The sequence below is a fragment of the Nocardioides sp. genome (assembly GCF_035697785.1).
Classification (GTDB): domain Bacteria; phylum Actinomycetota; class Actinomycetes; order Propionibacteriales; family Nocardioidaceae; genus Nocardioides_B.
Window position 1 is genome coordinate 14,872 of record NZ_DASSCL010000165.1, and the last position, 16,772, is coordinate 31,643.

A 16,772-nucleotide genomic window follows, 5' to 3' on the forward strand; every position below is an offset into this window, starting at 1 on the left:
CGGACCGCGGCTGCCGCTACAGCGAGGCGAGCGCCTCGTCCACGGGCGTGTCTCCACCGAGCAGGTCGAACGTGGCGCCGCTGGTGGACGGCGTGTGCAGCACGGCGAGCAGAGTCGCGGCCACGTCGGCGCGCGGCACCTGTCCGCGCCCGAGCGCCGCGCCGACCTGGATGCGGCCGGTGCCCGGGTCGTTTGTCAGCCGGCCCGGCCTGACCACGGTCCAGTCGAGGTCGCGGGAGCGCACGTCGTCGTCGGCGGCCTTCTTCGCGCGCAGGTACACCTGGAACACGTCGTCACTCGTCGGGTCCGCCCGGTCCGTGCCCATCGCCGAGACCATCAGGTAGCGACGTACCCCGGCCTTCTCGGCGGCGTCCGCGAGCAGGATCGCGGCGCCCTTGTCGACGGTCTCCTTGCGCGCGGCACCGCTGTTCGGGCCGCCGCCCGCCGCGAAAACGACGGCGTCCGCGCCACCCACGGCACCCGCGACGGTGTCGGCGTCGGTGTGCTCGAGGTCGAGGACCATCGCCTCGGCGCCCGTGGCCTCGACGTCCGCGACGTGGTCGGGGTTGCGCACCAGGCCCACGGCCCGGTCTCCGTTCTCCGACAGTGCCCGCTCGAGCAGCAGGGCGATCTGGCCGTGTCCTCCGGCGATGACGACGCGCATGGTGGACCTTTCGTCGAGGGTGCGTACGTCCGTGGCAACAGGCTCAGCGCGGTCACCATTCCATGCGCGTACAGGTAGCCTTCCCGCATGTCCCGCCGGGTCGCGCTCGTCACCGACAGCACCGCGATGCTCCCGCCGGACGTCGTGGCGGCTCGGGACATCATCGTCGTACCCCTCCAGGTCGTCATCGGCGCCACGTCGTACGACGAGGGCGTCGACCCCGAGGCGACGCCGGAGACGATCGCGGCCGCACTGCGGGAGTGGACCCCGGTGAGTACGTCGCGTCCGGCGCCGTCGGTGTTCCTCGACGCGTACCGCCGGGCGCACGACGCCGGCGCCGAGGCCGTGCTCTCCGTGCACCTGTCGAGCCAGGTCAGCGGGACCTACGAGTCGGCGCAGCTCGCCGCTCGGGAGGCGCCGCTCCCGGTGCTGACCGTCGACACCTTGCAGCTCGGTGTCGCCACCGGGTTCGCCGTGCTCACGGCGGCCGACCTGCTCGACGCCGGCAAACCCGTCGAGGAGGCCAAGGGGGCCGCGCTGGCCCGGGCCGGTGCCACCACCTCGCTGTTCTACGTGGACACCCTCGAGTACCTCCGACGTGGCGGTCGCATCGGCGCCGCAGCCGCCGTGCTCGGCTCGGCGCTCGCGGTCAAGCCGCTCCTCACCCTCCGCGAGGGCCGGATCGCGCCGCTGGAGAAGGTGCGCACCACCGCCCGGGCACTCAGCCGACTCGAGGAGCTCGCGGTCACCGCGGCCGAGGACCGGCAGGTGGACGTGGGGGTCGCCCACCTGGCCGGAGCGGACCGCGCACAGGCACTCGCCGAACGGCTGGGCACGCGGCTCGAGGCGAACCTCGACGGTCGGGACGTCATCGTCGGCGAGGTCGGCGCCGTGATCGGTGCCCACGTCGGACCCGGGATGGTCGCCGTCGTCGTCTCTCCCCGCTGACCGGCTCCCGTCCACAGGCCGACCCGCGTTGCCGCCCGTCCACAGCCCGCCCCGGCGCACGTCCGCGCGCACTCCGCGACCCCTACCGTCCTCGACATGCGCTCACGCAGGTCCGCCAACGAACAAGTCGCCGAGGTGGCACGGCGACGGTTGGAGCTGCTCAGCGCCGAGCTCGCCGCGATCCGTCCCGACCCGGGTGCTCCCCCGACACCTGCTGTCGCGGACGGGTCCGGCGAGCACCCTTCTCCACTCCCACGGGCGACCCAGCCGCCGACCGCGGGCGAGCGGGGCAGGCACGCGCGGCGCCGGGCGGGTGTCGCGACGGGGTGGGTCGAGGACCGGCTCCCGTCCACGCTGCAGGGCCGAGTCCGGGTCGGCGCCTCCCAGCTGACCGTCGTCGCCGTGATGGCCGCGGTGGGCCTTGGTCTGCTGGCCTGGTGGTCGGTCCGGGCCGCCGACCCCGGTGACCTGGTCGCGGCCCGGTCGTTCACCGACACCGCGCCGACCGCCCTGGCGAGCAACCTGCCCAGCCCCTCGGCGGAGGCGGTACCCCCGGCACCCCCGGTGGCCGGCTCCGCGTCGGCCGCCGCGCCGGCCGGCGAGCTCGTCGTGGACGTCGCCGGCAAGGTGCGACGTCCGGGCATCGTCTCGCTGCCCGCCGGGTCCCGGGTGGTCGATGCGATCGAGGAGGCCGGTGGTGCCAGACGCGGGGTGAGCCTCACCGGACTCAACCTCGCCCGGCTGCTCGTGGACGGCGAGCAGGTCCTGGTCGGCGTAGGCGCGGTGCCCGGCGTCGCTCCCGAGGCGGCGGCCGCTCCCGGGGCGTCCCCGGGCACGCCGATGGTGAACCTCAACACCGCGGACGCCGACCAGCTCGACACGCTGCCCGGCGTGGGCCCGGTCACGGCGGCGGCAATCCTGCAGTGGCGCGCCGAGCACGGGGCGTTCAGTGCGGTGGAGGAGCTGTTGGAGGTGTCCGGGATCGGCGATGCCACGCTGGCCGACCTGGCACCGTTCGTCACCTTGTGACCCGGCCGCGACCCGGTCCCGCCGGTCGGCCCGACCTGCGGATGGTCGTGCTCGGAGTGGCCGCCTGGTGCGGCGGCCTGCTCGCGCTGCTCAGCCCCGGGTGGGTCGCACCCGCCCTGGCGGCAGCTGCGTTGGCGGGCATCGGCACGGCCGCCCGCCGTGGTCGCCCGACCGGGTTGGCCCTCGCCTGTCTGCTGGTGGGCTCCGCAGTCGCTTGCTGCGCACTGGTGCGGGCCGAGGCGAACAGCACCGGGCCGGTGGCGCGGCTCGCCGAGCAGGGGGCGGTGGTCAGGCTCGAGGCCAGGGTCACCTCCGACCCGGTCACGCGGGTCGGCCGGTACGACGACTTCGTGGTGGTTCGGCTCACCGTCAGCCGGGTCGAGGGGCGAGGCCGGAGCTTCTCGACCCGGGCACCGGTCGTGGTGCTGGCCGACGAGACCTGGGCGGGCCTCGAGCTGGGCTCCGTGGTGACGGCGCGCGGCCGGCTCGAGACGCCCGACGACCGGGGCGTCGCAGGGGTGCTGTCGGGATCGCCCGGTCCCGTCGTGATCGACGCACCGGCCGGCCCGTTCGGTGCGGCCGAGGCCGTGCGAGCCGGCATCCGCGAGGCCGTGTCGGGGGCTGGACCCGAGGCGCGCGCGCTCGTCCCCGCCCTGGTCGTCGGTGACGACCGGCAGATGTCACCTGAGGTCGTCGCGGACTTCCGCACCTGCGGTCTGACCCACCTCGCCGCGGTGTCCGGCACGAACCTCACCCTGGTGGTCGGGTTCCTGCTGCTGGTCGCCCGCGGCGTCGGCGCCCGAGGACGCGCGCTGACCGTGGTGGGGATCATGGGCGTCGCCGGCTTCGTGCTGCTCGCCCGGCCGGAACCGAGCGTGGTGCGGGCAGCGGCCATGGGCTCGGTGGCGCTGGTGTCCCTCGGCTCCCGGGGCCGCACGCGAGGCGCTCGCGCGCTCGGCGTCGCCACGGTCAGCCTGCTGCTGGTCGACCCGTGGCTGGTGCTCTCGGCAGGTTTCGCGCTGTCGGTGCTGGCCACCGCGGGGATCCTGTTCGTCGCGCCGTCGTTCCGCGACCGGCTGCGGAGGTGGCTGCCCCGGTGGGCCGCCGAGGCGGTCGCGATCCCGCTCGCCGCCCAGGTCGCCTGCACGCCCGTGGTCGCGGCCCTCTCCGGTGAGGTCAGCCTGGTCGCGGTCGCGGCCAACATCGCGGTCGCCCCGGCGGTGGCGCCGGCGACGGTCCTCGGGTTGGTGGCCGGCCTCGTGGTGCTGGTCGCGCCGCCGCTCGGGCTGCTCCTCGGCCTGGGCGCCGGGGCGTGCGGGGGCTGGATCGTGCTCGTCGCCACCCAGCTCGCTCGGCTTCCGGTCCCGTCCGTCGACTGGTCCTCCGGCGTCGTCCCGATCGCCCTCCTCACCGCCTGCTGCGCGGCCGGCGCCTGGTGCGCGGGATGGGTGCTCGCCCGAGGACGTCGTACCGCGGTCGCGACGCTCGCACTCGCCCTCGTGGTGCTGCGTCCGCTGCCGGCGCCCGGCTGGCCGCCTGACGGGTGGGTGCTTGTCGCCTGCGACGTCGGTCAGGGCGACGGGCTCGTGCTCAACGCAGGCGGCGGACGCGCTCTCGTGGTCGATGCCGGCCCGGAGCCAGAGGCGATCGACGGCTGCCTGCGCAGACTCGGCGTGGACGAGGTGCCGGTCGTGGTGCTCAGCCATTTCCACGCAGACCACGTCGACGGTCTTGCCGGCGTCCTCGAGGGACGTCGCGCGGGCGAGATCCTCACCACGCCGCTGCGCGATCCGTCCTACGGCGCCGCGGCGGTGGACGCGCACGCCGCGCCGCACGGTGTCCGGATCCGGTCACCGGAGCTCGGCGAGGTCGGTCGCGTCGGAGCCGTCACCTGGCGGGTGCTCGGGCCGCCGGAGTCGCCGCCCGATCCGGGTGCCGAGGGGTCGGCCGCCAACAACGCCAGCATCGTGCTGCTGGTCGAGGTCGCCGGTGTGCGCGTGCTGTTGCCGGGCGACGTGGAGCCGGAGGCGCAGGCGGTTCTCCGGCGCGTCGTGCCCGGCCTCACCGTCGACGTACTCAAGGTGCCGCACCACGGCAGCCGCTACCAGGACACCGAGTGGCTGCTGGGGCTCGACGCCCGCGTCGCCCTGGTGTCGGTGGGACAGGACAACGGCTACGGACACCCGTCGCCCGAGCTGCTCGCGGCGCTGGCGCGTGACGGCGCCCTGGTGCGTCGCACCGACCTGGCCGGCGACGTGGCGGTGCTGGTCGACGGCGGCGGCGGGCTGCGGGTGCGCGCGGCCGACTGACCGGCTAGATCGTCTGGTCGCCGGCGATCAGCGGCCCGCCGCCCTCGTCGACGACGTCGAGGCGGTGCCGCTCGGTGCGGGTCTCGCCGTCGGCGTTGACGAAGACGAGAGTGGCCTCGACGGCGGCACCGCCCGCCACCGTGCGGAGGCTTCGGGCGTCCACCGAGTCGATGGTCGACCAGAACCCGTCGTAGGAGCCTCGCCCGACCTCGGCCTGGTAGTCCGGTGACAGCATCGCCCACCCGGCGTCGAGGTCGTCGGGAACGGTGTCGTAGTAGCTGTCCACGAACGCGGCAGGCTCGGCCGCCGCGCCCTGCTGTTCCGACTGGTCCGGGGTCGGTGACTCCTCGGCCTCGTCCGTCGGCTCGGCCGCCGGCGAGTCGTCCTGTCCCTGCTCCTGATCTGGTTGCTCGGACGCCGACGGCTGTTCGGTGCCACCGCCCGCGGCGTCCTGGTCCACCGGGTCGTCGGAGCCACCGGGGTCGAGGACCAGTACGAGGAGCAGCGCGGCCGCGAGTGCGAGCACCCCGAGCAGCACCGGGCCGACCGGGCTGCGACGCCGTTCGCGCCCGGGCTCGGCGCGCTCCGCTGTAGGCATGGCCCCGGCTGCGGCTGGGGCGGCCGGGGCGGCCGTCGCGGCCGTCGCGGCCGTCGCGGCCGGGAGGTCCCCGGTGAGCGTCGTGGTGCGTTCACGGTGCCTGTCGCTGATCCGGTGCAAGGCGTGGGCGACGTCCTCCATCGACCAGCGCGTCGCCGGGTCGCGATCCAGCATGCGGGTCAGGACCGCTTCCAGGTCGCCCGCACGTCGAGGCCGCGGCGGTGGCTGCTGAGCGATGTCGTGCAGCACCGCGACCGGGTTGTCGCGCGGCTCGTACGGCGGTCGGCCCTCGACCGCGTAGTAGAGGGTGGCACCCAGCGCCCACACGTCGGAGGCGGAGGAGGGGTCGCCGCCGGACGCGAGCTCGGGGGAGAAGTACGTCGGCGTCCCGGTCACCAGGTCGGCGCTGGTCAGGGCTGGATCACCCTCCGTGCGTGAGATGCCGAAGTCGCCGACCTTGGCCAGGCCGTCACCCACGAAGATGTTGCCCGGTTTCACGTCGCGGTGGGTGATGCCGGCCCGGTGCGCGGCCACCAGGCCGTCCGCGACCTGGGCGCCGACCCACGCCGTCCGCTCCGGTGACAGCGGACCCTCGGAGCGGATGAGCTGGGCAAGAGTCCGGGACGGGACGTACTCCATCACCAGCCAGATGTGATCGTTCTCCTCGACGACGTCGAAGACGGTCACGACGTTGCGGTGGCTCAGCGCCGCCGTGGAACGGGCCTCGCGCATGGCGCGAGCGGTGTCGGTGTCGGAGTGGCCGGGCATGAGCCCGACCTGCTTCACCGCGACGTCGCGGGCCAGCTTGTCGTCGCGGCACAACCAGACCGTGCCCATGCCCCCCTTGCCGATGGCCTTGAGCACGCGGTACCGGCCGCCGATGATCTCGGGCTGCATCCAGCTCCTCACGGTCGTCGTCCGATGGCCCCCATCGTTCGGTTACCCAGGGACCCGTGCCGCTACGCGTCCACGCCGTCGTGTGGTCGGAGCCGTGTGGCAGGCTGACCGCACCATGGCGAACCCGAAGGCCTCCGACATCCTCGGCCACGTCACGCTCGTGACCGGGCCCGAGGAGTTCCTCAACCAGCGCACCGTCAGCGGCGCCCTGGCTGCGGTCCGCGCGGCCGACCCGGAGTCCGAGCTCAGCGAGACCGCCGCCGTGACGCTGACCATGGCGGCCCTCGGCGAGCTGGCGGCACCTTCCCTGTTCTCCTCCATCCGGTGCGTGGTCGTGCGCGGTCTCGAGGAACTTCCCGACGAGTCCCATGAGGGACTCCTCGACTATGCGGCCGCGCCGGCCGACGACGTCGGTCTCGTCCTCGTGCACTCCGGCGGACCGAGGGGCAGTGGGCTGCTGACCAAGCTGCGCAAGCTGCCCGCCGTCACCGAGGTGAAGTCGGCGAGCCTGAAACCGTCGGAGGTGAGCCGCTTCGTGGCCGGCGAGGTGCGGGCCCACGGCGGTCGGATCGACGAGCCGGCGGCGGCGATGCTCGTGCAGGCCGTGGGTCAGGACCTACGCGCGCTCGCCGGGGCGGCCCACCAGCTGACCAGCGACTTCCCGGACACGCCGATCACCGAGACGGTGGTGAAGAGCTACTTCGGCGGCCGCGCCGAGGTGAAGTCCTTCGCCGTCGCGGACGCCGCCCTCTACGGCCGCACCGCCGTTGCGCTGGAGGAGCTCAGATGGGCGCTCGACAGCGGCACGTCGCCGGTGCTGGTCACCAGCGCGTTCGCCAACGGCCTGCGCGGGCTCGCGAAGTTCCGGTCCGCGCCACGCGGGCTGCGGGAGGGCGACCTGGCCCGTGAGGCGGGCGTGCCGCCCTGGAAGGTCCGGATGCTGCGCGAGCAGGCCCGAGGCTGGGACGACCTCGGCCTGGCACACGCGATCACGGCGGTGGCGCAGGCCGACGCTGACGTCAAGGGCGCGTCCAGCGACGCGGCGTACGCCCTGGAGCGGATGGTCTTCCGGGTCGCGACCGCGCGCGGCGACCGCTGAGCAAACGAAAAGGCGCCTGCTCCCACAGGGGAGCGGCGCCTTGTCGGTGCGGCGGTTGCCAGCTCAGGTCAGAGCGAGGCGGCCTTCTTGCCGATGGCCGACTTCTTGTTGGCGGCCTGGTTCTTGTGGATGACGCCCGCGGAGGCGGCCTTGTCGAGCTTCCTCGACGCGACGGCGGCGAGCTGCGTGGCCTTCTCCTTGTCCCCCGCCTCGGCGGCCTCGCGGAACTTGCGCACGGCGGACTTCAGCGCCGACTTCACGGACTTGTTGCGCTCGTGCGCAGCGTCGTTCTGTCGGTTGCGCTTGATCTGGGACTTGATGTTCGCCACTGGGCAAGCCTCTGCTGGGTCTCGACTGATACGGGGAGATGGTTCGGGTGCCTGGCCGCGGGCTCGAAGCACCGGCGGACACGCAAGCGCCAACGTTACCAGCGGGGCGCATGGGCGCCCAAATCGAGCCGGTTCGGCGAATCGGCCGCTCAGCCCCAGCCCCGACGCGCCGACAGCCAGGCCCAGGTCGCCTCGGCCCACCAGTTGCTGTGCACGCGGAGGTACGGCGAGCTGGGTGGGACCGGCCGGTCCCGGGCCGTCAACATGAAGCCGGCCAGCATCGCCAGCCAGGCGTCGACGTGGTCGGGGTCGGCATCCCTGGTCATAGGGTGCACGGCGAGGATCGCGTCGGCGTCGAGCCCGTCGCCGTACGCCGAGACCAGCAGGTCGACGGCGTCGAGCCACACGGGTCCGAGGGCCGGCCAGTTCCAGTCGCACAGCATCGCCGGACGCCCCGGCGTGATCAGGAAGTTGTCGTCACGGGCGTCGGTGTGCGCGAACGCGTCGTTGCCGGGGAAGGAGTCGTAGCTCGCCGCCAGCGCCGCGGCGTCCTCGAGGTGCGGCCAGTCGGGGTGGTGCTCGCGCATGTGGTCCCAGCCGGTGACCAGTCCGGGCAGGTCCTCGGTCATGGGGTTCAGGTCGAAGCCGGCCGGCAGCGGGTTCATCGCCTCGGCGACCGCCGCGAGGCTGTCGAGGCAGGCGGTCAGCTCCGCCGGCCGCCAGGGCCGCTTGGGGGGTCGGCCGTCGACGCACTCGAAGCCGAGCACGATCCACATGTCGTCCTCGTGGGACCAGAGCAGCCGCGGCACGGGCAGTCCCGCCGGGAGCAGCGCGAGCTTGCGGACCTCCTCGGCGTACGACGCGGCGAACTGCCGCTGCGCCTTCTTCGACGCGGCCTTCACGAACATCCGGGAGCCGTTCTCACCGGTCAGCCGGGAGGCGAATCCGGGCGTGAAGCCGCTGCCCTGCGACTCCGCCCGCGCCACCGGAGAGCCCAGCCGGCCCTCCACCAGGCGACGCACCGGGGGAGGCAGGTGCGCCCACTCGAGCCGCCGCGCGGTCCGGCCGTGCGGGACGTTCTCGACGGTGGCCAGGTCCTGGGGTCCGGTCATGGTGCGGATTCAACCGGTTGCACACCTGTATCAGACCTGTATGCTGCGGCTATGACAGGTCGGGCCGCCACCGTGGCGCAGCAGCTGCGCGAGCGCATCGCCCTGGGCGACGTGGGTGCCGGCGGCGCCCTGGAGAGCGAGGCGGCGCTCGGCGCGCGGTTCGGCGTCAGCCGGGTCACCGTCCGCCGCGCGCTGCACGAGCTCCGCGAGCAACAGCTCGTCGAGAGCCGCCCGGGTGCCGGCTGGTACGTCACCGCCGGCACCTTCCACCAGGCGCTCGCCGTCGGCACCTTCCGGCACGCCGAGTCGGCGGTCGAGTCGGCCGGCAAGTCCGTCGTACGCCGGGTCGTGCAGTTCGGCTTCGTCGACGCGCCGCCCGCCGTCACCGATGCGCTGGCTCTCGGCGACGCGTCGGACGTGCTTGCCAGCACGTCGGTCCGTTCGGTCGACGACGCCCCCCTCGACCTGGTGCAGGAGTGGGTGCCGGCCTCGCTGGCGGGCGCCATCAGCCGTCGTGACGCCCAGGAGACCGGGATCTGGGCGACCCTGCAGCGCCAGGGTCACTCGATCGACGTGGTCCGCCAGACCGTGACCGCGACCGTGGCCACCGCCGAAGACGCCCGTGCGCTCGGTACGACCGAGGGGTCGGCCCTGCTGCTGGTGCGACGCATCGCACTCGACGCCGACGGTCGTCCCCTGGCGCTCAGCGACCACCGTTACCTGGCGCACCGGTTCAGCCTCGAGGTCGAGTTCCGCGGCTGGTCCGGCGGGACCTCCGACGACCCGCCCGGGCTGCGCAGCACGCCCGCCACCACCGCGACCCTCTGATCGCACCCCCAGATGCACACCCGCACGCCCGACCAAAAACACCACCAGCGAGGAGACAACACATGAAGGTGCTCGTGACCGGAGGTGCCGGCTTCATCGGCGCCAACTTCGTGCTCCGCACGGCCAGGACCCGTCCCGACTGGCAGGTCCGGGTGCTCGACGCGCTGACCTACGCCGGCAACGCCGACAGCCTCGCCGCGGTCTCCGACCGGGTGGAGCTGGTGGAGGGCAGCGTCGCCGACGCCGACCTCGTCGACCGGCTCGTCAAGGACAGCGACGTGGTCGTGCACTTCGCCGCCGAGTCGCACAACGACAACTCGCTGGACAACCCGTGGCCGTTCGTCGAGACCAACGTGATCGGCACCTACCAGCTGCTCGAGGCGGTCCGCCGGCACGGCGTACGGCTGCACCACGTCTCCACCGACGAGGTGTACGGCGACCTCGAGCTCGACGACCCGGCGAAGTTCACCGAGCAGACGCCGTACAACCCCTCGAGCCCGTACTCGGCGACCAAGGCCGCCGCCGACCTGCTCGTGCGCGCCTGGGTGCGCTCGTTCAAGGTGCAGGCCACGCTCTCGAACTGCTCGAACAACTACGGGCCGTTCCAGCACGTGGAGAAGTTCATCCCGCGTCAGATCACCAACATCCTCACCGGCGTGAAGCCGAAGCTCTACGGCCAAGGCACCAACGTCCGCGACTGGATCCACGTCGACGACCACAACGACGCCGTCGTGACGATCATCGAGCAGGGCCGGCTCGGCGAGACCTACCTGATCGGCGCCGAGGGTGAGCGCAACAACCGAGAGATCGTCGAGACCCTGCTGCGGCTGATGGGCAGGCCGGCGGACTGGTACGACCTGGTCAGCGACCGGCCGGGCCACGACCTGCGCTACGCGATCGACGCGACCAAGTTGCGCGCCGAGACCGGCTGGCAGCCGCAATACCAGGACATCGACGCCGGCCTGGAGGCCACCGTCGCCTGGTACCGGGAGAACGAGCAGTTCTGGCGCGGGGCCAAGGAGCGGGCCGAGGCGACGTACGCCCGCCTGGGGCGCTGACCGGCCGCCCCGCGGCACGCCTCGGATTCGCGGAGGCTCCCGCGGTGGGGGAGAATGGCCGTCCGCGCCCGAGCGCGTGAGTCCGGCCGAACCACCGACGATCCAGAAAGCCGCCCGTGTCCCTGTCGCACGCCCCTCAGCCGGGCAAGACCGACCCCGCGATCATCCGCAACTTCTGCATCATCGCGCACATCGACCACGGCAAGTCCACGCTGGCCGACCGGATGCTGCAGCTGACGGGCGTGGTCGACGAGCGCAGTGCGCGGGCGCAGTACCTCGACCGGATGGACATCGAGCGCGAGCGCGGCATCACGATCAAGAGCCAGGCGGTTCGGATGCCGTGGACGGTGCCGACCGGCAACGAGGCCGGCGCCGAGCCCGGGACCTACATCCTCAACATGATCGACACGCCGGGCCACGTGGACTTCACCTACGAGGTCTCGCGCTCGCTCGAGGCGTGCGAGACCGCGGTGCTGCTCGTCGACGCGGCGCAGGGGATCGAGGCGCAGACGCTCGCGAACCTCTACCTCGCCCTCGGGGCCGACCTGCACATCGTCCCGGTGCTGAACAAGATCGACCTGCCGTCGGCGCAGCCGGAGAAGTACGCCGCGGAGCTGGCGCACATCATCGGTTGCGACCCCTCCGACGTACTGCAGGTGTCCGCCAAGACCGGCCACGGCGTCGAGCGGCTGCTCAACGAGATCGTCGCGCAGACGTCGCCGCCGGTGGGCAACCCCGATGCCCCGCCACGGGCCCTCATCTTCGACTCGGTCTACGACACCTACCGCGGCGTGGTCACCTACGTGCGGGTGGTCGACGGCAAGCTCAGCCACCGCGACCGGATCAAGATGATGTCGACCGGCGTGGTCCACGAGATGCTCGAGGTCGGTGTGATCTCGCCCGAGCCGATCAAGGCCGGCGACCTCGGCGTCGGCGAGGTCGGCTACCTGATCACCGGGGTGAAGGACGTCCGGCAGTCTCGGGTCGGTGACACCGTCACGAGCCAGAACCACGGCGCCACCGAGGCCCTCGGCGGCTACAAGCACCCCAACCCGATGGTGTTCGCCGGGCTGTTCCCCATCGACGGTGACGACTACCCGACGCTGCGGGACGCGCTCGACCGGCTGCAGCTCAACGACGCCGCCCTGGCCTACGAGCCCGAGACCTCAGGGGCGCTGGGCTTCGGGTTCCGGTGCGGCTTCCTGGGCCTGCTGCACATGGAGATCGTGCGCGAGCGGCTCGAGCGGGAGTTCAACCTCGAGCTGATCTCGACCGCGCCCAACGTGGTCTACGAGGTCGTCATGGAGGACGGGACCACGCACACGGTCACCAACCCGAGCGAGTACCCGGCCGGCAAGATCGCCGAGGTCCGGGAGCCGGTCGTGAAGGCCACGATCCTCAGCCCGAGCGACTACATCGGCGTGATCATGGAGCTGTGCCAGTCCAAGCGCGGGCAGCTGCAGGGCATGGACTACCTCTCCGAGGACCGCGTCGAGATGCGCTACACGCTGCCGCTCGCCGAGATCGTCTTCGACTTCTTCGACCAGCTGAAGTCGCGCACCAAGGGCTACGCCTCCCTCGACTACGAGCCGACCGGCGACCAGGCGGCCGACCTGGTGAAGGTCGACATCCTGCTGCAGGGCGAGACCGTGGACGCCTTCAGCGCGGTCGTGCACCGTGACCACGCCTACTCCTACGGCGTCGCCCTCGCCGGCAAGCTGCGGGAGCTGATCCCGCGCCAGCAGTTCGAGGTGCCGATCCAGGCGGCCATCGGGGCCCGGGTGATCGCCCGCGAGACGATCCGCGCGATCCGCAAGGACGTGCTCGCCAAGTGCTACGGCGGTGACATCACCCGGAAGCGCAAGCTGCTGGAGAAGCAGAAGGAGGGCAAGAAGCGCATGAAGATGGTCGGCCGCGTCGAGGTCCCCCAAGAGGCGTTCGTCGCCGCGCTCTCCACGACCGAGCGCGGCGAGAAGGGCAAGAAGTAGCCCCTCGTCGTACTCCCCGTGGCGATCTGCCGGTTCCCGTGGAGAGTTCACTGGGGGAAGCGGGCAATTCACTGGGGACCCAGGGGATTGGCCCCACGCTGCCAGGATGGCGCGGTGACCCCGACGCCGGTGCAGCTCCCGCCGGGCCTGACCCGTCAGGCCGGGCTCGGGCCGGACTGGGCCGACTGGCTCGACGCGCTGCCGCGCCGGATCCACGACCTCCTCGACGAGTGGGAGCTGAGCCGAGACGGTGCCGAGGTCTGGCACGGGTTCTGCTCCGCGGTGCTGCCGGTCCACACGTCAGCGGGCGGGCGCGCCGTGCTCAAGGTGAGCTTCGACGGCGACGACGAGGGAGCGCACGAGGGGCTCGCCCTGCAGCACTGGTCGGGGCGCCGGACCGTGCGGCTGCTGCGCGCCGACCCGGGCCGCAGGGCGCTGCTGCTCGAGCGGCTGACCCGACGGGACCTGACGACGGTGCCGGAGCTCGAGGCATGTGCCGTGGTGGCCGGTCTGTACGCCGAGGTGCACACCCCCGCGATGCCGCAGCTGCGCCACCTCACGTCGTACGTCGGGACGTGGCTGGACGACCTGGAGGCGGCGGGGCCGGACGTCCCGCTGCCGCGCCGCATGGTCGGCCAGGCGCTGTCGCGGGGGCGTGACCTCGTGGCCGACCCGGCATCCACGGGCGTGGTCGTGCACGGCGACCTGCACTACGAGAACGTGCTCGCGGACGACGACGGCACCTGGGTGGTGATCGACCCGAAGCCGATGTCCGGCGACCCGCACTACGAGCCGGCGCCGATGCTGTGGAATCGCTGGGACGAGGTGCTCGCCGCGCCGGACCCGAGGACCGCCGTGCGACGCCGGTTCCACACCCTCGTCGACGATGCGGCGCTCGACGAGGACCGGGCACGGGACTGGGTGGTGGTCCGGTCGGTGATCAACGCGCACTGGACGGTCCAGGACGCTGTGCGCGCCCGACAGGACCTCGACGCCGAGCAGCGGGCCTGGGTCACCATGTGCCTGGCGGTGGCGAAGGCCGTGCAGGACTGACACCGATATCGGTAGTCCGACCGTGACCCATGGACCACGGTCGGACTACCGATATCGGTTGTGGCCGCGGTGGGGTCGGCTGACAGGATCGCGACATGAGTGGTCGTGTCGCCTCCGTGAACGTGGGGCTGGCCCGCGACGAGGCATGGGCCGGCTACGTGCGGCGTACCGCCATCGACAAGCACCCGGTCGACGGCCCGGTCCGGGTCGGCGAGCTCGGGCTGAACGGTGACGAGATCGCCGACACCAAGCACCACGGCGGCACCTACCAGGCGGTCTACGCCTTCGCACGCGAGGACCTCGACCATTGGGCCGGGCAGCTCGGCCGGCCGATCCCGCCCGGTCTCTTCGGGGAGAACCTCACGACGGTCGGCATCGACGTCAACGAGGCGCTGATGGGGGAGCGGTGGCGGATCGGGACCGTGCTGCTGGAGGTGGTGTCGGTGCGGACCCCGTGCTCGGTGTTCAAGAACTGGCTCGGCGTCAGCGGGTACGACGACGCCCGGTGGGTGAGGCGCTTCGCCGCGGCCGGCCGGCCCGGTCCGTACCTCCGGGTCCTGGAGTCCGGCACGCTGGCCGCGGGTGACGCCCTCGTCGTCGAGCACCGGCCGGACCACGACGTCACGGTGTCGACGATGTTCCGGGCGCTCACCACCGAGCGGTCGCTGCTGCCGCGCCTTGCCGGTCTGGACCGCATCGACCCGCAGGCTCGGCGAGAGGCCGCGGCGTACGTGTCCGCCTGCGAGAGAGCGGCGTCCGCGGGCCAACCGGGTCTCGATTCGGTGCCGGTTCGCGGCCATTTGTGAGGGATACCTACCCAGCGGTAAGTGCGGTGATCTAGGTTGTGGGCATCCAGTCCGCCGCGGGTCCGGTCATGTGTGCGACCCCGCAGAGAACAGGGAGTCGATCAAGCGTGTCCCCCGAGCAACACGACCTGTCGTTCATCGAGAACCGGCCGGCCAACGTAGCCGTGCAGTTCAAGGAGCGGGTCACGGCCAGCTCGCACCGTGAGGCCTTCCGATACCCGAAGGGCGAGGGCTGGGAGTCGATCACCTGGGGCGAGACCGGTGACCGCGTGACCCGGCTGGCCGCGGGCCTGCTGTCGCTCGGCATCGAGCCCGAGCAGCGGGTGGGCATCGCGTCCGGCACCCGCATCGAGTGGATCCTGGCCGACCTCGCGATCATGTCCGCCGGCGCCGCGACCACCACCGTCTACCCGAGCACCATCTCCGAGGACGTCTCCTACATCCTGGCCGACTCCGAGTGCCGCGTCGTGTTCGCCGAGGACGACACCCAGGTCGCCAAGCTCCGCGAGCACAAGTCCGAGCTGCCCCACCTCGCCAAGGTCGTCGTGTTCGAGCCCGGCTCGGGGTCGGCGGTCGCAGACGGCGACTGGACGATCACCATGGACGACCTCGAGAAGGCCGGCCAGCAGCTGCTCGACGCCAACCCGACCGCCGTCGACGAGGCGATCGCCAAGATCCAGCCCGACGCGCTGGCCACCCTCATCTACACCTCCGGCACCACCGGCCGCCCCAAGGGCGTCCGGCTGCGGCACAGCTCCTGGACCTACGAGGGCGCCGCGATCCAGGCCCAGGACATCCTCCACGAGGACGACCTCCAGTTCCTCTGGCTGCCGATGGCGCACTCGTTCGGGAAGGTGCTGCTGTCCACCCAGCTGGCCTGCGGCTTCGCCACGGCCGTCGACGGCCGCGTCGAGAAGATCATCGACAACCTCGCCGTCGTACGCCCGACGTTCATGGGTGCCGCCCCGCGCATCTTCGAGAAGGCCCACGGCCGGATCGTCACGATGCAGGCCTCCGAGGGCGGGCTGAAGGAGAAGATCTTCAACCAGGCGTTCAAGGTCGGCCTCCAGGTGGACCGCCTCAAGCGCGAGGGCAAGCCGGTCCCGTTCCTGCTGGCCAAGCAGCACGCGCTGTTCGACAAGCTCGTGTTCAGCAAGATCCGGGACCGCTTCGGCGGCCGGGTGCGGTTCTTCATCTCCGGCGCCGCGGCCCTCAACCGTGACATCGCCGAGTGGTTCCACGCCGCCGGCGTGCTCATCCTCGAGGGCTACGGGCTCACCGAGTCCTCGGCCGGGTCGTTCGTCAACCACCCCGACGACTACAAGTTCGGCAGCGTCGGGCTGGTCTTCCCCGGCAGCGAGGTCAAGGTCGGCGAGAACGACGAGGTCCTGATCAAGGGCCCCGGTGTCATGGACGGCTACCACAACCTGCCCGAGGAGACCGCGTCGTCGCTCACCGACGACGGCTGGCTGCGCACCGGCGACAAGGGCACCCTCGACGCCGACGGATTCCTCACGATCACCGGCCGGATCAAGGACCTCTTCAAGACCTCGGGCGGCAAGTACATCGCGCCGTCCGCGATCGAGTCGAAGTTCAAGGCGGTCTGCCCGTACGCCAGCCAGTTCCTGGTGTTCGGCAGCGAGCGCAACTTCTGCATCGCCCTGATCACGCTCGACCCCGACGCGATGACCACCTGGGCGGCCGAGAACGACATGGAGGGCGCGTCGTACACCGACATCGTCCAGTCCGACAAGGTCCAGGCGATGGTCGGCGGTTACGTCGACGAGCTCAACTCGCACCTCAACCGGTGGGAGACGATCAAGAAGTGGGAGCTGCTCGACCACGACCTGACCGTCGAGTCCGGTGAGCTCACCCCCTCGATGAAGGTCAAGCGCAACGTCGTCGAGGAGAACTACAAGCAGCGCATCGACGCGCTGTACGCCTGACGCCACTGCACCACTTCCGATGTCGGTAGTCCCGGCGTGACCCCTGCGTCACCGTCGGGCTACCGACATCGGTGCGTCGGCGTCCGAGTAAAGGACAAGCCGGCGGGT

General features: G+C 72.0%; 14 protein-coding genes. 10 read left to right on the forward strand and 4 right to left on the reverse strand.

Going from position 1 to position 16,772, the window contains the following annotated elements; translation table 11 throughout:
- Nucleotides 1-16: 16 nt before the first annotated feature.
- Entirely contained in the window at nucleotides 17-664 is a 648-nt protein-coding gene (locus tag VFH10_RS17075; RefSeq protein ID WP_325130722.1) for an SDR family oxidoreductase, read from the reverse strand.
- 87 nt (nucleotides 665-751) lie between these two features.
- Here VFH10_RS17075 and VFH10_RS17080 point away from each other — a divergent pair, with 87 nt between their 5' ends.
- The 3 genes from VFH10_RS17080 (at nucleotide 752) to VFH10_RS17090 (ending at nucleotide 4,950) form a co-directional block, all read left to right on the forward strand.
- Nucleotides 752-1,612: a DegV family protein gene (locus VFH10_RS17080; protein WP_325130725.1), complete on the forward strand. Its 861-nt coding sequence runs from the start codon at nucleotides 752-754 to the stop codon at nucleotides 1,610-1,612.
- A 96-nt stretch (nucleotides 1,613-1,708) separates the two neighbouring features.
- Nucleotides 1,709-2,641: a ComEA family DNA-binding protein gene (locus tag VFH10_RS17085; RefSeq protein ID WP_325130727.1), complete on the forward strand. Its 933-nt coding sequence runs from the start codon at nucleotides 1,709-1,711 to the stop codon at nucleotides 2,639-2,641.
- Nucleotides 2,638-4,950: a ComEC/Rec2 family competence protein gene (locus VFH10_RS17090; RefSeq protein WP_325130730.1), complete on the forward strand. Its 2,313-nt coding sequence runs from the start codon at nucleotides 2,638-2,640 to the stop codon at nucleotides 4,948-4,950. Before VFH10_RS17085 ends, VFH10_RS17090 begins: the two co-directional genes overlap by 4 nt.
- A 4-nt stretch (nucleotides 4,951-4,954) precedes the next feature.
- Here the strand turns inward: VFH10_RS17090 and VFH10_RS17095 are convergent, their stop codons facing one another.
- Nucleotides 4,955-6,445, reverse strand: coding sequence for a serine/threonine-protein kinase (locus VFH10_RS17095; RefSeq protein WP_325130732.1), 1,491 nt, complete (start codon nucleotides 6,443-6,445; stop codon nucleotides 4,955-4,957).
- A 115-nt stretch (nucleotides 6,446-6,560) separates the two neighbouring features.
- Here VFH10_RS17095 and holA point away from each other — a divergent pair, with 115 nt between their 5' ends.
- Complete coding sequence (gene holA, locus VFH10_RS17100; protein ID WP_325130734.1) at nucleotides 6,561-7,544, forward strand: DNA polymerase III subunit delta; 984 nt, start codon at nucleotides 6,561-6,563, stop codon at nucleotides 7,542-7,544.
- Between the two features lie 68 nt (nucleotides 7,545-7,612).
- On the opposite strand, the gene rpsT is transcribed toward holA, so the two are convergent.
- Together rpsT and VFH10_RS17110 are read right to left on the reverse strand one after the other, a co-directional pair.
- Nucleotides 7,613-7,873, reverse strand: a complete 261-nt coding sequence (gene rpsT, locus VFH10_RS17105; RefSeq protein ID WP_325130735.1) for a 30S ribosomal protein S20 — start codon at nucleotides 7,871-7,873, stop codon at nucleotides 7,613-7,615.
- Nucleotides 7,874-8,022: 149 nt separating this feature from the next.
- Nucleotides 8,023-8,985, reverse strand: coding sequence for a hypothetical protein (locus VFH10_RS17110; protein ID WP_325130737.1), 963 nt, complete (start codon nucleotides 8,983-8,985; stop codon nucleotides 8,023-8,025).
- 51 nt (nucleotides 8,986-9,036) lie between these two features.
- Here VFH10_RS17110 and VFH10_RS17115 point away from each other — a divergent pair, with 51 nt between their 5' ends.
- The 6 genes from VFH10_RS17115 (at nucleotide 9,037) to VFH10_RS17140 (ending at nucleotide 16,664) form a co-directional block, all read left to right on the forward strand.
- Nucleotides 9,037-9,813 (forward strand): GntR family transcriptional regulator, encoded by a 777-nt coding sequence (locus tag VFH10_RS17115; protein WP_325130739.1) that lies wholly within the window; start codon nucleotides 9,037-9,039, stop codon nucleotides 9,811-9,813.
- Nucleotides 9,814-9,875: 62 nt separating this feature from the next.
- Nucleotides 9,876-10,871 carry a dTDP-glucose 4,6-dehydratase gene (gene rfbB / locus VFH10_RS17120; protein ID WP_325130741.1) on the forward strand — a complete coding sequence of 332 codons (996 nt, stop codon included), beginning with the start codon at nucleotides 9,876-9,878 and terminating at the stop codon, nucleotides 10,869-10,871.
- A 122-nt stretch (nucleotides 10,872-10,993) separates the two neighbouring features.
- Complete coding sequence (gene lepA, locus VFH10_RS17125) at nucleotides 10,994-12,859, forward strand: translation elongation factor 4 (protein ID WP_325130850.1); 1,866 nt, start codon at nucleotides 10,994-10,996, stop codon at nucleotides 12,857-12,859.
- A 114-nt stretch (nucleotides 12,860-12,973) separates the two neighbouring features.
- A complete protein-coding gene (locus VFH10_RS17130; RefSeq protein ID WP_325130743.1) occupies nucleotides 12,974-13,912 on the forward strand; it encodes an aminoglycoside phosphotransferase family protein in 939 nt (312 codons plus the stop codon).
- Between the two features lie 95 nt (nucleotides 13,913-14,007).
- Nucleotides 14,008-14,718 carry an MOSC domain-containing protein gene (locus VFH10_RS17135; protein WP_325130746.1) on the forward strand — a complete coding sequence of 237 codons (711 nt, stop codon included), beginning with the start codon at nucleotides 14,008-14,010 and terminating at the stop codon, nucleotides 14,716-14,718.
- Between the two features lie 107 nt (nucleotides 14,719-14,825).
- The gene (locus tag VFH10_RS17140) at nucleotides 14,826-16,664 is read left to right on the forward strand and encodes a long-chain fatty acid--CoA ligase (RefSeq protein ID WP_325130748.1); all 1,839 of its coding nucleotides are present in this window, start codon (nucleotides 14,826-14,828) and stop codon (nucleotides 16,662-16,664) included.
- Nucleotides 16,665-16,772 lie beyond the last annotated feature (108 nt).

What these genes read in the sequence shown, in the direction of transcription:
- VFH10_RS17075 (WP_325130722.1), bottom strand. Translation starts at nt 664, where the DNA reads ATGCGCGTCGTCATCGCCGGAGGACACGGCCAGATCGCCCTGCTGCTC.
- VFH10_RS17080 (WP_325130725.1), top strand. Translation starts at nt 752, where the DNA reads ATGTCCCGCCGGGTCGCGCTCGTCACCGACAGCACCGCGATGCTCCCG.
- VFH10_RS17085 (WP_325130727.1), top strand. Translation starts at nt 1,709, where the DNA reads ATGCGCTCACGCAGGTCCGCCAACGAACAAGTCGCCGAGGTGGCACGG.
- VFH10_RS17095 (WP_325130732.1), bottom strand. Translation starts at nt 6,445, where the DNA reads ATGCAGCCCGAGATCATCGGCGGCCGGTACCGCGTGCTCAAGGCCATC.
- holA (WP_325130734.1), top strand. Translation starts at nt 6,561, where the DNA reads ATGGCGAACCCGAAGGCCTCCGACATCCTCGGCCACGTCACGCTCGTG.
- VFH10_RS17110 (WP_325130737.1), bottom strand. Translation starts at nt 8,985, where the DNA reads ATGACCGGACCCCAGGACCTGGCCACCGTCGAGAACGTCCCGCACGGC.
- VFH10_RS17115 (WP_325130739.1), top strand. Translation starts at nt 9,037, where the DNA reads ATGACAGGTCGGGCCGCCACCGTGGCGCAGCAGCTGCGCGAGCGCATC.
- rfbB (WP_325130741.1), top strand. Translation starts at nt 9,876, where the DNA reads ATGAAGGTGCTCGTGACCGGAGGTGCCGGCTTCATCGGCGCCAACTTC.
- VFH10_RS17135 (WP_325130746.1), top strand. Translation starts at nt 14,008, where the DNA reads ATGAGTGGTCGTGTCGCCTCCGTGAACGTGGGGCTGGCCCGCGACGAG.